Origin of the sequence: Streptomyces sp. NPDC058289, from assembly GCF_042880975.1 — a bacterium.
Classification (GTDB): domain Bacteria; phylum Actinomycetota; class Actinomycetes; order Streptomycetales; family Streptomycetaceae; genus Streptomyces; species Streptomyces stoeckheimensis.
On record NZ_JBHVYI010000010.1, the window covers coordinates 96,843 to 111,365 of the forward strand.

A 14,523-nucleotide genomic window follows, 5' to 3' on the forward strand; every position below is an offset into this window, starting at 1 on the left:
GGCCCCTCCGTCGCCGTGTGCACGCCCCGGCACCCACCCCCTGCACGGTTCTGACCAGGTACGCAGGGCAGCGCAGGATGAGTAGGCGTACTCAGGTGGCGGGCCGCGGCAGCTTCGACACTGACTGCAGAACGAACGAAGCAGAACGCAGAACGGGAAACGAGGAACGTCATGGTGCGGCGCTGGTCCAAGCCCGAGATGTGGGTGCCCGGTGGATACCTGGCGCTGGTGGTCGCGATGCTGGTCTACGTCGCGATCGGCAGCCGGACCGGTGACATCGGGATGTTCGCCGCCTTGCCGATCCTTCTCACCGCGCCGGTCAGCCTCCTGCTGCTGAGCAGCTTCGGACCCGCGGCGGACGCCCTGGACGAGTCGGCCCCGGTCGAGGGGCCGATCTACGAAGGCTCGCAGCCGCCTCCCGAGCCGCTCCCCACGGAGTTCGTACCGGAGTCCGCCCCGCGCCCCTCGGACTGGGTGGCACCGGACATGTCCATGGACTCCAAGTTCGACATGTGGTCCGAGTTCGGCCTCTACGGCGCGGTCCTGGTCGGCGCCCTCGTCAACGCCGCGGCGATCTGGGCCCTGCTCCGCTACGTGGCGCGTCGGCGCGATGCCGGGGGCGCACACCTCTAGGCAAAGAGGGCGGTCAGCCGCGGGAGACGGCGGGCGAGCTCCGCGCGGTCGTCGAAGTCGAAGTCCCAGGACGGGTCCAGGGACGGGTACGTGATCGTGAAGGAGCCCGACGGGAGCTGCTTGCCCGTGGCGGACTCGTAGGCGGTCCAGGCTATGGACAGGGCCCTCTCGTCCTCCATGTACTCGCCTCCGGCCGCCGCCGCGCGGACCCGGGGGTGGGCCGCCAGGGAGTCCGGGTCCGTCAGGGCGGCGGTGAAGGTGGCTTCGCCCTGGGTGAGGAGCCAGCCGCGGAAGTAGTCGAAGCCGTCGTCCGAGCAGCCGCCGTTGATCAGGTAGGCCGCGGCCCAGAGCGGGGCCCGGTAGGACTCCGCCAGGAGGTCCCACAACACCTGCTGGGCCGCGGCCACTTCCGCCGCGGGGTGCTCGGCGAGCAGCGCCGCCGCCCGCCGCGCCACCTGGTCCGGCTCCGCCTGCGCGCGGGCCGTTTCGATCAGCTTCCAGAACGTCTGCGTGTCCATGGCCCGAGGCTCGCACCCGGGTCTGACATCAGGCTCCGAAGCTGTGGAGGGAGCGGACCAGGGAGGTGACGAAGGTGTTCTGGACCTCGGGCGGGAGGAGGTCCAGGGAGAGGTACGGGTTGAGGTCCTCCAGCTCCACCAGGAGGAGGTCGCCCGAGGGGGCGCGGCAGGCGTCCACGCGCTGGATGCCGTGGGTGAGGGTGTTCCAGTCGATGAAGGTGCGGGCGAAGGACAGGTCCGCGGGGGTCGGGTCGTAGGGGATCAGCTCCCAGCGGCGGGCCGGGTCGGGGGCGTAGAGGGCGTACTGGAAGGTGTCGTCCACGAAGTAGAAGGACACCTCGTACGCGAAGTCGATGCGCGGCTGGATCAGGAACTCCCCCGGGGCGCAGTCCGGGTGCGGGGTGAAGGCGAGGCCTATCGAGTCCGCTCCCTGCTTCGGCTTCACCGCGTAGGTGGGGGACGCGGGGAGGAGGGACAAGTGCGCCGGGTCGTCGATCGTGGGGATGACCGGGTGGCCGGAGGCGGTCAGGTCCACCAGGTACTGCTTGCCCGCCATGTCGCCCCGGCCCGTCAGGGGGTTGTAGACCCGGGTGCCGGCGGCGAGGGCGGCCGCGCGGAAGGAGTCGTAGGCCTCCTGGTGGTGGAGGACCGGGCCGCTGTTGCGGACGACCACGGTGTCGAAGGCCGGGAGGAGGGCCTCCGCGTCCAGGGGATGGCACAGGGCGAGGGGGAAGTGCTCGCGCAGGCGTGCGGTGAGGAAGACGTCCTCGTCGCCGTAGCGGCGGCCGCGCGCCGGATACGCCAGGTCGGTCACATAGAGGAGTGGCATGACCGGAACCTATCGCGGGCAGCGATGAGGGCGTGAAATACCTGGTACGGGACAAAATGCTGGCCATCGGGGACGACTACTGGATCGAGGACGAGGACGGCCGGCACGCCTTCCTCGTCGACGGGAAGGCCCTGCGGTTCCGGGACACCCTGGAGCTGAAGGACCCCGACGGGCGGATCCTCATCACGCTGCGGGAGAAGCTCTTCGCCCTGCGCGACGCGATGACGCTGGAGCGCGACGAGCGGCGGCTCGCGGTGATCCGGAAGAAGCGGCTCTCGCTGCTGCGCAACCACTACCTGGTCACGCTCAACGAGGGCACCGAGCTCGATGTCAGCGGGCGGATCCTGGACCGGGAGTTCAAGGTCGAGTACGACGGGGAGCTGCTCGCGCTGATCTCCCGCCAGTGGTACCGGGTCCGCGAGACGTACGCCGTCGACGTGGTCCGCGAGGACACCGACGCCTCGCTGCTGATCGCCGTCGCGGTGTGCGTGATCCGGATGGCGGAGAAGGAGCGGGAGGGCCCGGGCGACGAGTAGCCCCGGTCAGTCGACGAGCAGCCCGGTCAGTCGCGGTCGCCGGTGCCGCAGTCCTCGAGCGGGCCGGCGCCGGGGATGGCCGTCAGGGCCTTGCGCAGGGCGCACAGGGTCCGGAACGCATCGCGCTCCCGGACGAAGAGGGTCCAGGCGATGGCGCCGAGAGGGAGGAGCAGGACCATGCCGAGCGGGGACGTCGCGAAGAAGGCCGTCATGGCGGCCATGAGGAGGGTGGCGGGGCCGGCCATCGAGCGCTGGAGCCAGTGGATCCGTTCCACCGGCCCCGATTCCACCGGCTCAGATTCCACCGGCCCCGACTGCTCGGCCCCTGCCATCACCGGCCCCGCGTACGCCGGTCCCGCGCCTGGCGGTCCCGCGTCCGCCTTTACGTCCGTCATGGCCCGCACCCCGTCCGTGTCCTCGTCCCGCGGTGGTTCCGGGGGAGTGAAGCACGCACGTGCTGCGGGCCCTTCGACGGGCTCAGAGGCCGAGACGGCGGTCCTTCAGGGCCGGGAACTGCTCTCGGGTCTCGGCGACCTTCTTGGGGTCGAGCTCCACCGTCAGGATCTCCTCCCCCGGGCCCGCCTCCGCGAGGACCTCGCCCCACGGGTCCACGACCAGGCTGTGGCCGGCCTGCTCCACGCCCCCGTTGGTGCCGGCCGTCCCGCACGCGAGGACGTACGACTGGTCCTCGACGGCACGGGCCCGGTTCAGCAGCGTCCAGTGGCCCCGGCGGCGGGCCGGCCAGCCCGCGGAGACGACCAGCGTCGTCGCCCCGGCGTCGACCAGTCCGCGGAACAGCTCAGGGAAGCGCAGGTCGTAGCAGGTGGCCAGGCCGAGGGTCTGTTCCGGCAGGGCGACCGTGGTCAGGGACTCGCCCGCGGACATCAGGACGGCCTCGCCCTGGTCGAAGCCGAAGCGGTGGATCTTGCGGTACGTGGCGGCGAGCTCGCCCGTCGGGGAGAGGACGAGCGCGGTGTTGTAGAGCGAGCCGTCGCCCGCGCGCTCCACGAAGGAACCGGCGTGCAGCCAGACCCCGGCGTCGCGGGCGGCCGCGGCCATGGCCCCGTAGGTCGGGCCGTCCAGCGGCTCGGCCTCTGTCTCGAACTGCTCGTAGGCGAAGGCGCCCACGGTCCACAGCTCGGGCAGGACGACGAGGTCCGACCCGGACTGTTCGCGTACGAGGTCAGCGGCCCGGGAGCGGCGGGAATCCACCGACTCCCCCTCATTCACCGCGATTTGGATCAGGGAAGCGCGCACAGTACCACCGTCCTGGCTTTCAAGCCGTCAACTCGGGCCTACGATCGTCACACGAAAGCACTGCCGGGGTGCTCACCGGCAGCGTAGTTTTGAAGCCATTGCACAAGCTTCCAGAACGCGCCAATGCGCCTAACGCGCCAACAGGCCAATGAACAGCACGCGAGGGGTCCCGTTGACCGTCCATCCGCATCCCAGCCTTCAGCCCTATGCCGACGCGTGGACCCACTCCATCGAGGCGATATCCGAGCTGGTCCTTCCGTTGACGGAAGGCGAGTGGAGCCGGGCGACGCCCTGCCCGAACTGGTCCGTGCGCGATGTCGTGTCCCACGTCATCGGGATCGAGTGCGAGCAGTTGGGCGACCCGCGGCCGATCCACACCCTGCCGCGGGACCTGCGGCACGTGGTCGACGAGTTCTCCCGGTACATGGAGGTGCAGGTCGACGTGCGGCGGCACCACACCGCGCCCGAGATGACCTCCGAGCTGGAGTACACGATCATCCGCCGCTCCCGGCAGCTGCGGAACGAGAAGCGGGAACCGGACACGATGATCCGCGGCCCGCTGGGCGAGCCGGCCACCCTGGAGCACTCGCTCCGGCTGCGCGCGTTCGACGTGTGGATCCACGAGCAGGACCTGCGGGCGGCCCTGGGCGTACCGGGGAACTGGGACTCGCCGGGGGCCTACGTGGCCCGGGACCTCCTGCTGGCCGGGCTGCCGAAGGTGGTCGCGAAGAAGGCGGGCGCTCCGGCGAACTCGGCCGTCGTCATCGACGTGCACGGCGCGCTGGAGTTCATGCGGACCGTACGGGTCGACGCGGAGGGCCGCGGCACCATCGACAAGGCCCCCTCGCTGGGGCCCGCGGTGACGCTGACCCTGGACTGGGAGACGTACGTACGCCTCGCGGCCGGCCGGGTGCGTCCGCACACCGTCGCCGACCGGGTGAAGGTGGAGGGTGACCCGGCGCTGGCCGAGGCCATCCTGGCCCACTTCTCCGTGACTCCGTGACTCCGTGACCCCGTAGGTCGGAGAAGCCTTGGTGTGGTCGGTGATTTCGTCCGCTGCCGTACCGGCAGCGGACCGGTTCGACACCTCGCGCCCCTTCGAGTCGGCCGTTCCGGGCACGGAGCCGGTCCGGGCCGTGATCCTCTCGCTCCCCCGCACGGCGCTCCCGCTGCGGGCGGACCGGGTGGACCGGGTGCTCGCCGAGCGGATCCCCGCCGACCGGGGGATGGGGGCGATCCTCGCGCAGTACATGCGCTCCCTGGCCGCGCACGGGGAGGAGTGCACGCCCGCCGAGCTGGAACAGCTGGGCTCCGTCGCCCTCGACCTGGCCGGCGCCTGCCTCGCGGGCCGGGTCGGCGCCGAGGAGGAGCTGTCCGAGGAGAGCCGGACCCGGGCGTTGTTGGCGCGGATCGACGGCTTCATCGGGCACAACCTCGGCGATCCCGAGCTGAGCCCGTCCGTGGTCGCCGCCCGGCACAGCCTCTCGCTGCGCCGCCTCCAGCTCCTCTTCCGGGAGCGCGGGGAGAGCGTGGCGGCGGCGATCCGCCGGCGCCGGCTGGAGCGCTGCCGCGAGGACCTCGCCGATGCCGGGCAGCTCACCGTTCCCGTCCACACCGTGGCCCTGCGCTGGGGATTCACCAACGCGTCCGTGTTCAGCCGCCTGTTCCGCGAGACGTACGGGGCCAGCCCCAGCGAGTTCCGCCGCGCGGCGGTGGCGGGGGCGGAGACGGAGCCAGGGGCGGAGGCTGCGGCCGGGAGCACGGTCTAGGGCCTAGGCCTCCGTCGGGCCCGTTGCGCGGATTGTCAACGGTCCCTGCGCGCAGTGCACACGCGGCCGCGCGGAGCCCTCATAGGCTCGGCACGCGTTGGCCGGAACCCGACTCCGCGGAGTCGACGGAAGGACAGGTGGGAAAGGACGGGGGTCTGTCCCGCCCCGGCCCGTCCTCCTCGGTGCGGGGGTCTACGCGCATGCCGGGCCGGCACCGGACGTCACCGGGCCGGCCGCGGGTCGGCAGGGGTGCCGACGGGGGTGCCGGCCCCGGCGGCCGCCACGGCGGTGGCGGCCGGAACCGGGGCCGGCGGAGGCACCGACTGCGAGGGGAGTGCCACCGGCGGGACCTGGGCTCCTCCGCCCGCGCCCGCGCCGCCCACCCGCTCGCGTTCGCGGGCCAGGGCGCGGCCGCGCAGGCGCAGGATCTGGGCGATGCCCAGGAGTTCCAGGACGAAGACCGACGAGAACGCGATGCGGTAGTTGTCTCCGGTCGCGTCGAGCAGCAGGCCCACCACCAGCAGGGTCGTCATCGAGGCGATGAAACCGCCCATGTTGGTGATTCCGGAGGCGGTGCCCTGACGTTCCGCCGGGTTGGCGGGGCGGGCGAAGTCGAAGCCGATCATCGACGCCGGCCCGCACGTGCCCAGCACCAGGCAGAGCGCGATCAGCAGCCACATCGGCGCGTGGTCCCCGGGGTAGGCCAGGACCGAGCCCCACAGCAGCGCGGTCAGGGCGACCGTGCCCAGGGCGAGCGGGATCCGTGAGGACTGCCGGCGGCCGACGATCTGGCCGTAGACCAGGCCGAGCGCCATGTTCGAGGCGACCACCAGCGTGAGCAGCCCGCCCGCGGTGGTCCGCGAGAGCCCCTGGGCCTCGACGAGGAAGGGCATGCCCCACAGCAGCAGGAACACCATCGCCGGGAACTGCGTCGTGAAGTGCACCCACAGACCGAGCTTGGTGCCGGGCTCCTTCCAGGAGTCGGCGATCTGGCGCCGTACGAAGCCCCCTGCCCCGGTGGCCTCGTGCGGCGCGGGCTCGTGGCCCTCCGGGTGGTCGCGCAGGAACAGCACGAGCGGGACCAGGACGACCAGCCCCGCCACCGCGCTGCCCGCGAACGCCGGTACCCAGCCGACCCCGTGCAGCACGGGAGCCAGCACCAGCGTGGAGATCAGGTTGCCGGCCATCCCGACCAGGCCGGCCAGCTGCGCCATCAGCGGGCCCCGGCGGGCCGGGAACCAGCGGGTGCCGAGCCGCAGCACGGAGATGAAGGTCATGGCGTCCCCGCAGCCCAGCAGGGCGCGGGCGGCCAGGGCCATCCCGTAGGAGGGGGAGAGCGCGAAGCCGATCTGGCCGGCGGTGAAGAGCACGGCGCCGAGGGTGAGCACCTTCTTGGTGCCGAGCCGGTCCACCATCAGGCCGACGGGTATCTGCATGCCCGCGTAGACCAGGAGCTGGAGCAGGGAGAAGGTGGACAGCGCCGAGGCGTTCACGTGGAAGCGGTCGGCGGCCTCCAGCCCGGCCACGCCGAGGCTGGTGCGGAAGATGACCGCCACGAAGTAGACGGCGACGCCGATGGACCAGACGAGCACCGCCTTGCGGCCGCCCGGCGGGTCCTTGAAGACGGAGGCCGCGGGGACGGCCGGGGCGGCGGACGCGGAGCTCGTGGAGCTCATCGGGCGGACCCCCGCACCAGTTCCCCGACCCGGCTCACGTGGGCCCGTACGGCCGCGGCGGCCGTGTCGGCGTCGCCCGCGCGCAGGGCGTCCAGGATCTCCCGGTGCTCGGCCAGCGTCCGCTCCACCCGCTCGGGGTGTGCGTGCAGCAGGGCTACGCCCATGCGGAGCTGGCGGTCGCGCAGTTGGTCGTAGAGGCGGCAGAGGATCTGGTTGCCGGCGCTGCGCACGATCTCCGCGTGGAAGGCCCGGTCGGCGGCCATCATCGCCCCGAGCTCGCCGGCGTCACCGAGCCGGCGCTGCTCCTCGACCAGTTCCGCGAGCCGTTCCAGCAGCCCGGCCGGGGCGGGCACGGCCCGGCGGACCGTGAACTCCTCCACCAGCAGCCGGGTTTCGATCACGTCGGCGATCTCCTGGGCGGAGACGGCGAGGACGAGGGCGCCCTTCTTCGGGTACAGCTTCAGCAGTCCCTCGGTCTCCAGCCGCAGCAGCGCCTCGCGGACCGGTGTGCGCGAGACCCCGACGGCGACCGCGAGCTCGCCTTCGGTCAGCAGCACCCCGCCCTCGTAGCGGCGGTCGAGCACGGCCTGCTTGACGTGTCGGTAGACGCGTTCGGCAGCGGTCAAGGTGGTACCGGCGGTACGGGCGGGTGGCATGCGCACAGCATAGATACAACAGGGGTGCAAGCCGGGGGGTGTCCACGATGCGGACCTTCACCGCTCACCGCGCTGACCGCGCTCACCGAGCTCGCCACACTCAGCGCACGATGACGTCCAGCACGAACTCGTCGTACGCGGCCTCCTCCGGATACGGCGGCCGGACCTGCGCGAAGCGGATCCTGGCCCGGCCCGCCACCCGCCCCCGTACGACGTACACCCGCTCCACCGTCGCCCCGGGCAGCGGCGGCATCGGCGGCTCCGCAGTGGCGGCCGGCGGCTCCTCCGCCACCGCGACGGCGTCCGCGTCGCCCGTCACCCGCCAGGTCCAGACGTAGCCGCGCGCACCTCGCCCGGTGAGCCGCAGCTCGTACGGCTCACCGGGCGCGAGCACCACCTCGCGCACCTCCACGCGGACTCCTCTCCTACGGATCTGCGGAGACTAGGCCGGGCCGATCGCCGCCCCCTCGTGCCAGCCGGCGCCGTCGCGCCAGTAGTGCTGGAGCACGCGGTCGGTGCGCAGGACGATCACCTCCAGGTTGAACCCGAAACTGCCCTGGAGCATCCCGGTGACCGCCAGCACGTCGTGGCCGAAGACGGCGGAGCGCTGCCAGGCGGCGCCGCCCGCGTTGCCGCGCCACCAGTGCTCGACCCGGCCGCCCGGGCCCGTCACGCACAGCTCGTAGTTCCCGGCGGTGTCCTCGTCGGCCGCCCCGTACTGCGCCTCGATCAGGCAGGGCGCGGAGGTGATGCCGGAGCCGAAGATCTCGCCGGGGCGCCACACGAACCCGTTCGGGTCGTCGCGCCACCACAGCTGCATCCGGCCGTCGGTGCGGGTGGCGACCAGGTCGAGGTGGCGGGAGCGGGTCTGGACCAGGGCCGGGCCGAAGTGGGCGATGCCGGAGGCGAAGCGGCCGCCGTCGTTCCAGGTCCAGGGGGCGCCGTTGATCCGCCACCAGTGGCCCAGGCGGCCGTCGGCGGTGCGGACGACCACCTCGAAGTTGCCGGGCGCCCCGTAGTCGCTCTGGATGAAGGCCGGGGTCGAACCGACCGCCGCATCGCCTGGGCCGAAGGCGCCGCCGTCGCGCCAGGCGCCGCCGAAGTGCTCGTAGTACCAGTGGCGCAGCCGGCCGCCGGTGGTGACGTGCAGCGACTCCATGTTCCGGTTGTACGTGGTCCCCGTGAAGGCGGGCTGGCCCGAGGCGTCGGAGGCGAAGCTCTGGGCGTGGTTCCAGGCGTAGGGGGCGTCGCCCTCGCGCCACCAGTGGCGGAGCGAGCCGTCACCTGCTCCGCCTAGGGCCGCCATCTCGAAGTTGCGGTGGGCACGGCCGTTGCCGCTCTCGTAGACGTTGCCGGTGTGCAGGCGGCGCTTGCTCCACGGGTCGATGTTGGTGTCCTGGAGCCCGCACTTCGCCCAGTCGTCGATGCGCACCTCGCCGTACGCGATCCGGCCGTAGCCGCCCACGTGGTAGCCGGTCCCCCAGGAGTTCTTGAACAGCCAGCAGCCGGCCGCGTCGTCGTAGCCGGTGATCAGGACGCAGTGACCGCCCGCCAGCCGGTCGCTGGTGCGGTGGTAGACGCCGGAGCCCAGCCCGAAGAAGTCCTCGTACACGTCGAAGCAGGCGGTCAGCGGGCCCACCGTGTCCAGCCAGGCCTTCTGCTGCTCCACGTCGCCGAGCCGGACGTACCCGGTGATGCGGACGGTCCGCCCGGAACGGTCCCAGCTCGGGGTGTACTCGGCCCGCCAGGCCTCCCGGCGGTCGACGGGGGTTCCGGGCGGCGGCGGCGAGTACGGCCAGCAGCCCGGGTCCGCGAGTCCGCCGTTGGTCCGGATCCAATCGAGGGCGGCCTCGGGGCTGCCCGTCTGTCCGCAGCGGGCCTTCAGCCCGTCGTGCACGTCCCCCTCGGACCGCTCGGCCCATACGTGGTGCTCGATGCGGGCCATCGACTCCACCAGGCCGGCCGCCCCGAACGCCCAGCAGGAGCTGCACGGGTTCTGGTCCTTCACCTTGGTGAGCCAGGGCCGGCCCCACCGGCTCCGCCAGTCCACGGCGGACGGCCTGGCGGGGGCCCCGGTTCCCGTGGCCGTGGGCGCGGCCGTGGCTGGGCCCGCGGCCGTGCCGGTGCCGGTGCCGGTGTCCGTGTCCGCGCCCGGGAGCAGTCCGTGCGCCCTCCTGCGCCGGGTGAGGTGCGGATTGCCGCTGACCCGGCCCACGAGGCTCCGCAGGTCCACCGGCGGCGCGGCCTCGGCGGGAGTCAGGTCCACGGCCGCCGCCGTGCTCGTGCCCAGGCCCAGGGCGGGCCTCGGCACGGGATCCCCGTCGGCAAGGTGCTCGCTCACGGACCACCGCGCCCCGCACGCCGCGAGCAGGGCCCGCAGCTCCCCCGCCGTCTGGACACGCCCCTCCGACTGCTCCGGCATTCCGGCCCCCCAACGCACCGTACGGATCCGAGCCCCGGGAGCGTCCACCTGCGCGGAAGCCCAGTCAAGGGGGTCCGTACGGTCGCGCGGCGGCACGCGGGGGCGCTGGCCGCTTTCGGAACGGGAGCCCCGGGGCGGGGCGTGCCACTGCTCGACCGTGGCAGGCGGGGGGCGTACCGGGAACACCGGGCCGGGGCCCGGGCGCGGTCGGCCGCGAGCAGCCGGCGGGGCGCTGCCCCGTGGGGGTGGGCAGCGCCGGGGCCGGGTGGAGAGCCGCCGCTACTGGACGGGGAGCGGGACCGGGAGGGGCGGGGCGGGGATCGGGAGCGGGGGGAGGCCCGGGAGGCCGAGGCCGGTCAGGAGGGCGATGAGGGCGGCGACCAGGTCGGTCACCACATCGGTGGCCTTGGCCTTGGCGTCGGTGGAGCAGCCGCAGGGACCGGCGGCCTTGGTGAGCCCGTCGACGGAGGCCTTGAGCTTGTCGATGGCACCGGTGGCCAGGTCGAGCGGGCCGATGGTCGGCTTGGCCTTGTGGGCGGCGGCGGGGAGCGCCACGGGAAGCTTCGGGGCGTCCACGGGCAGCGCCGGAGCCGCTACCGGCAGCTTCGGGGCCTCGACGGGCAGCTTCGGAGCCTCAACGGGCAGTGCCGGGGCCTCCACCGGGAGCTTCGGGGCCTCCACCGGCAGTGCCGGGGCGTCGACCGGCAGCTTCGGGGCCTCGACCGGGAGCTTCGGGGCCTCGACCGGCAGTGCCGGAGCCTCCACCGGCAGCTTCGGGGCCTCCACCGGGAGCTTCGGCGGGTCGACCGGGAGGTTGGGGGCGTCCACCGGCGGGAGCGGTACGGGCAGGGCCGGGGCGGCGGGGAGGCTCTTCTTCAGGTCCGCGATCGCCGCGTCGATCTTCTCCTTGAAGGCGGCCAGGTCCGCCTCCGGGATCTTGCCGTCGGGGGACTTCAGGACCGCGGCCAGCAGATCGGTGACGGGTTTCAGCAGCCCGCCGACACCACCCAGCGACTGCACCTGCGCGAGCAGGGCCTCGGTGCCCGGAATGGCCTTCCCGGTCGGCGCGGCAGCGAAGACCGCGGCGGCCTGCGGCTTCGCGGGCGACTGCGCGGACGCCGACGCCAGACCGGGGGACGCGGTCAGCAGGGTCAGGCAGAGGGCGGCGGGGACGGTGTAGCGCGTGATGCGGTGCAACGGATCTCTCCTGTCGAGGAGCCGCGGCATGGGACGTGCCGGGGCGTTACGTGACGTGGGGCGTTACGTGGGACACGACATGGGACGTGTCCCAGCCCACTCACCGACACCCCGTCAGGCCCCGCAACCCGGGCCCCCGCACCGCCCGGGCGGACACGCCGCGCAACCGGCCTACGTACGCCCGTGACCTGCGCGTACACCGTCACCCTCGGGCGACCCCCCGTCAGAAGGGTTTCCTGATGGGGGTCCCTCCCACCTGACCTCGCCGTCCTGCCACCGGTCGGTGGGTTCGAGACCGACCCCTTCGGCGACCGCGGCGGACGCCGCGTGGTCGGGGTGGATGTGCGCGACGACCGTGCGCACCTTGGACAGGAAGAGCCAACCCTTCATCGCCGAGGTCGCCTCGTGGGCGATGCCGCGCCGCTGCCAGGGCGTGCCGACGACCCAGGCGATCTCGGCGACGTCCCCGGTGACGGTCGCCTGGACCGTCCCGGTCAGGCAGTCCTCCTCGTCGAGCCGGATCACCCAGTTCCGCCAGCAGACGCCGGGATCCGGGGAGCCCGCGGCCAGCCGCTCGTAGCGGGCCCGCAGGGCCGCCACGGTGGGGGGCTCGCCACCGATGAAGGCGTACAGATCCGGGTCGGACAGGACGGCGGCCATCTCCTCGGCGTGCTCGACCCGCAGGGGAAGCAGGGTCAGGCGGCGGGTCGAGATGGTCGCGCCGGAGGCGGCGCCGGGGCGGAACTCCGGGAATCGGGACGGTGTCACGGCCCCACAGTAGGGCCGACGAGCCGGGCCACGAGGGCCCCCGCAGCCCCCGTTAGGCTGATCACATGGATGGGTGGACGGCGCCGAGTTCCATCGAGCGCGAGCTGTACGAGGCCAAGGCGCGCGGGGACTGGGCGGGGTACCTCGACGCCCTCGCCCGGAGCGAGCTGTTCCTGCCGCAGTCCCGGGCGCAGGTCGACGCCGAGCCCACGTCGGCGCGCTTCCACCCCACCCCCGACCGGCGCTGCCTCGTCGTCCACACCCGCGGGATGCTGCCCGTCCCCGACCCGCACACCGTGTACCTGCCCAGGTCCCTCGCCTGGTTCGCGAACGCCTGGGACGCCACCGACCCGCCGCACCTCGCGGTGAACCCCGGCTCCCCCAGCGAGGCCTACCTCACGACCACCCCCGCCGACCTCGCCCGCTGGCGCACCCACTGGGACGCCGCGGCCCCGGTCTGGGGCCTCGCCCCGGGAGCCGTGCACTCCCTGCACGTCGGCGGCCCGCTGCACGGGCCGGTCGCGCACGGTCTCGCCGTCGGAGCCCATCTGGCCGTCTCCAACGGGGAGTTCTGGAACGCGCTGGCCTACCACGGCAACGGCTACACCCGCGAACGCGAACGGCTGCGCACGGGCTGGGGAATCACCACCGCCGCCGAGTGGCACGACACGCTGCGCCGCCTGCTGGCCACCGAGCTCGTCAGTCCCGTCTGGGAGTTCGCACTGCGCGTGCGCCGCGTGCTCGTCTCCGACTTCGCCGGACCCGTGGACGTGGAGCACTGGCGGCACGCCGCCGCCACGACCCTGCGCCGCAGCGCCGAACGGGCCGCCGAACCGCAGCTCACCCCCGACGGGGTCACCGTCGCCGCACCCCGCCCCACCGCCGAGGTGGAGGGCGAAGTGGCGGGCGTACAGCGGCTGATCGGCCGGATCGCCCGCTACGAGCAGCGTTTCCGCGCCGACGGACTGCTCCCCGGGGACGGCTGGGTCCGCTCCGTGGAGGGCTGGGACCAGGGCCGGGCCTCACAGATGGCCCGCTGGGGCCTCGGCACCCGCTACGGAACACTGGCCGACGCGGAGCACGGCGTGCTGCGCGCCGGGGAGGCGGCGAGGGCCACGTACCGCTCGTGGGAGGAGTTCTCCGCCGGCTACGCCCTGGGGCGCTGCCTGCACTTCGACGAGGAGGAGTTCGGCGAGTGGTACACGGGCGTGCTGGCCACCCACCTCACCCTGACCGCCGACCCGGCGAGCCCCTGGTGCAACATCCCCTGGCAGACATGACGCAGCGAAGGACCATCACGATGGAGGACATGGACGGCGCCGCCGCGCTGAGGGCCGCGGACGCGTTCCGGCTGATCTACGCCGAAGCGTTCGCGGAGCCTCCGTACGGCGAGACCGAGGAGGACGTCGCCGCCGCCTTCCGCCGGTTCCCCGTACAGACGCGCAAGCACGGCTTCCGCGCGGCCTTGGCCCGTACCCCGGAGGGCGAGCCGGTCGGCATGGCCTACGGCTGGACGCTCCCGCCCGACACGGTGTGGTGGGACGAACTCACCGAGCCCGTGTCCGCCGACATGCGGCGCGAGGACGGCCACCGCACCTTCGGGCTCATGGAACTCGCCGTGCGCGGACCGTGGCGCGGTCAGGGTGTCGCCCGGCGGCTGCACACGACGCTGCTCGACGGCATCGGGACCGAGCGGGTGCTGCTGAACGTCCACCCGGAGGGCGAGGCGGCCTCGGCCGCCTACCGGGCGTGGGGATACCGCAAGATCGGCGAGGCGCGGCCCTGGGGCGCGGACGCGGACCTCCATGACGTGATGCTGCTCGATCTGCGGCGCTGAAGTCGACGAAGTCGACGGCGCTCACGGTCGGGATTGCACGGCGGCCTTGTCGGACTCGCTGCGCAGGACGCAGAACTCGTTGCCCTCGGGGTCGGCCAGGACGGCCCAGCCCGAGCCGTCGGGATTCCGGCGATCGGCGACCAGCACGGCGCCGAGGCCCAACAGCCGGTCCACCTCGTGCTCGCGCGAGGTCTCGGGGCGCAGGCACAGGTGGATCCGGTTCTTGATCGTCTTGGCCTCGGGCACCTGGTTGAAGTACAGCGCCGGACCCTCTGCCGGCAGCACCTGGGTCTCCCGGTCGCCCGGTCTGGCGTCCGGATCCACCGGGCGGCCCGTCACGTCGCTCCAGAAGCGGGCCAGCCCATAGGCATCCGCACAGTCGATCGCCACGTTCTGCACTACCGAAACCATGAGCCCCAGCCTTG

Annotated in this window: 17 protein-coding genes; 6 read left to right on the plus strand and 11 right to left on the minus strand. The window is 73.1% G+C overall.

From position 1 onward, the window contains the following. Positions 1–171: 171 nt before the first annotated feature. Positions 172–633 (plus strand): SCO4225 family membrane protein, encoded by a 462-nt coding sequence (locus tag ACFVX6_RS07460; protein ID WP_389688919.1) that lies wholly within the window; start codon positions 172–174, stop codon positions 631–633. On the opposite strand, the gene ACFVX6_RS07465 is transcribed toward ACFVX6_RS07460, so the two are convergent. Next, on the minus strand, positions 630–1,151 hold the full coding sequence (locus ACFVX6_RS07465) for a DUF4240 domain-containing protein (protein WP_389688920.1): 522 nt from the start codon (positions 1,149–1,151) through the stop codon (positions 630–632). The two genes, ACFVX6_RS07460 and ACFVX6_RS07465, sit on opposite strands and share 4 nt — an antisense overlap. A 28-nt stretch (positions 1,152–1,179) precedes the next feature. After that, the gene (locus tag ACFVX6_RS07470; protein ID WP_389688921.1) at positions 1,180–1,980 is read right to left on the minus strand and encodes a hypothetical protein; all 801 of its coding nucleotides are present in this window, start codon (positions 1,978–1,980) and stop codon (positions 1,180–1,182) included. A 32-nt stretch (positions 1,981–2,012) separates the two neighbouring features. Here ACFVX6_RS07470 and ACFVX6_RS07475 point away from each other — a divergent pair, with 32 nt between their 5' ends. After that, positions 2,013–2,516, plus strand: a complete 504-nt coding sequence (locus tag ACFVX6_RS07475; RefSeq protein WP_389688922.1) for an LURP-one-related/scramblase family protein — start codon at positions 2,013–2,015, stop codon at positions 2,514–2,516. Between the two features lie 26 nt (positions 2,517–2,542). Here the strand turns inward: ACFVX6_RS07475 and ACFVX6_RS07480 are convergent, their stop codons facing one another. After that, on the minus strand, positions 2,543–2,911 hold the full coding sequence (locus tag ACFVX6_RS07480) for a hypothetical protein (protein ID WP_389688923.1): 369 nt from the start codon (positions 2,909–2,911) through the stop codon (positions 2,543–2,545). Positions 2,912–2,993: 82 nt separating this feature from the next. Then, positions 2,994–3,773, minus strand: a complete 780-nt coding sequence (locus ACFVX6_RS07485; RefSeq protein ID WP_389688924.1) for a carbon-nitrogen family hydrolase — start codon at positions 3,771–3,773, stop codon at positions 2,994–2,996. A 172-nt stretch (positions 3,774–3,945) separates the two neighbouring features. Between ACFVX6_RS07485 and ACFVX6_RS07490 the strand changes: the two genes are divergently transcribed. Both ACFVX6_RS07490 and ACFVX6_RS07495 read left to right on the plus strand, forming a co-directional pair. Next, the gene (locus ACFVX6_RS07490) at positions 3,946–4,776 is read left to right on the plus strand and encodes a maleylpyruvate isomerase family mycothiol-dependent enzyme (protein ID WP_389688926.1); all 831 of its coding nucleotides are present in this window, start codon (positions 3,946–3,948) and stop codon (positions 4,774–4,776) included. Positions 4,777–4,816: 40 nt separating this feature from the next. Beyond that, positions 4,817–5,542 (plus strand): helix-turn-helix domain-containing protein, encoded by a 726-nt coding sequence (locus ACFVX6_RS07495; protein WP_389688928.1) that lies wholly within the window; start codon positions 4,817–4,819, stop codon positions 5,540–5,542. Positions 5,543–5,763: 221 nt separating this feature from the next. Here ACFVX6_RS07495 and ACFVX6_RS07500 read toward each other — a convergent pair whose 3' ends face one another. The 6 genes from ACFVX6_RS07500 to ACFVX6_RS07525 all read right to left on the minus strand — a co-directional run bounded on the left by ACFVX6_RS07500 (position 5,764) and on the right by ACFVX6_RS07525 (position 12,261). Continuing rightward, a complete protein-coding gene (locus ACFVX6_RS07500; RefSeq protein ID WP_389688930.1) occupies positions 5,764–7,218 on the minus strand; it encodes a nitrate/nitrite transporter in 1,455 nt (484 codons plus the stop codon). Beyond that, a complete protein-coding gene (locus ACFVX6_RS07505; RefSeq protein WP_389688932.1) occupies positions 7,215–7,874 on the minus strand; it encodes a GntR family transcriptional regulator in 660 nt (219 codons plus the stop codon). The genes ACFVX6_RS07500 and ACFVX6_RS07505 overlap by 4 nt, the downstream gene beginning before the upstream one ends. A 100-nt stretch (positions 7,875–7,974) precedes the next feature. Continuing rightward, positions 7,975–8,286 (minus strand): protease inhibitor I42 family protein, encoded by a 312-nt coding sequence (locus ACFVX6_RS07510; protein ID WP_389688934.1) that lies wholly within the window; start codon positions 8,284–8,286, stop codon positions 7,975–7,977. Positions 8,287–8,316: 30 nt separating this feature from the next. Beyond that, complete coding sequence (locus ACFVX6_RS07515; protein ID WP_389688936.1) at positions 8,317–10,296, minus strand: C1 family peptidase; 1,980 nt, start codon at positions 10,294–10,296, stop codon at positions 8,317–8,319. 279 nt (positions 10,297–10,575) lie between these two features. Further along, positions 10,576–11,493, minus strand: a complete 918-nt coding sequence (locus tag ACFVX6_RS07520; RefSeq protein WP_389688938.1) for a hypothetical protein — start codon at positions 11,491–11,493, stop codon at positions 10,576–10,578. 171 nt (positions 11,494–11,664) lie between these two features. Beyond that, a complete protein-coding gene (locus ACFVX6_RS07525) occupies positions 11,665–12,261 on the minus strand; it encodes a GNAT family N-acetyltransferase (RefSeq protein ID WP_389688940.1) in 597 nt (198 codons plus the stop codon). A 65-nt stretch (positions 12,262–12,326) separates the two neighbouring features. On the opposite strand from ACFVX6_RS07525, the gene ACFVX6_RS07530 reads away from it, so the two are divergent. Both ACFVX6_RS07530 and ACFVX6_RS07535 read left to right on the plus strand, forming a co-directional pair. Continuing rightward, positions 12,327–13,541 carry a DUF1266 domain-containing protein gene (locus ACFVX6_RS07530; RefSeq protein ID WP_389688942.1) on the plus strand — a complete coding sequence of 405 codons (1,215 nt, stop codon included), beginning with the start codon at positions 12,327–12,329 and terminating at the stop codon, positions 13,539–13,541. Continuing rightward, positions 13,538–14,098 (plus strand): GNAT family N-acetyltransferase, encoded by a 561-nt coding sequence (locus tag ACFVX6_RS07535; RefSeq protein WP_389688944.1) that lies wholly within the window; start codon positions 13,538–13,540, stop codon positions 14,096–14,098. The genes ACFVX6_RS07530 and ACFVX6_RS07535 overlap by 4 nt, the downstream gene beginning before the upstream one ends. Before the next feature lie 21 nt (positions 14,099–14,119). On the opposite strand, the gene ACFVX6_RS07540 is transcribed toward ACFVX6_RS07535, so the two are convergent. Further along, positions 14,120–14,509, minus strand: coding sequence for a VOC family protein (locus tag ACFVX6_RS07540; RefSeq protein ID WP_389688946.1), 390 nt, complete (start codon positions 14,507–14,509; stop codon positions 14,120–14,122). Positions 14,510–14,523 lie beyond the last annotated feature (14 nt).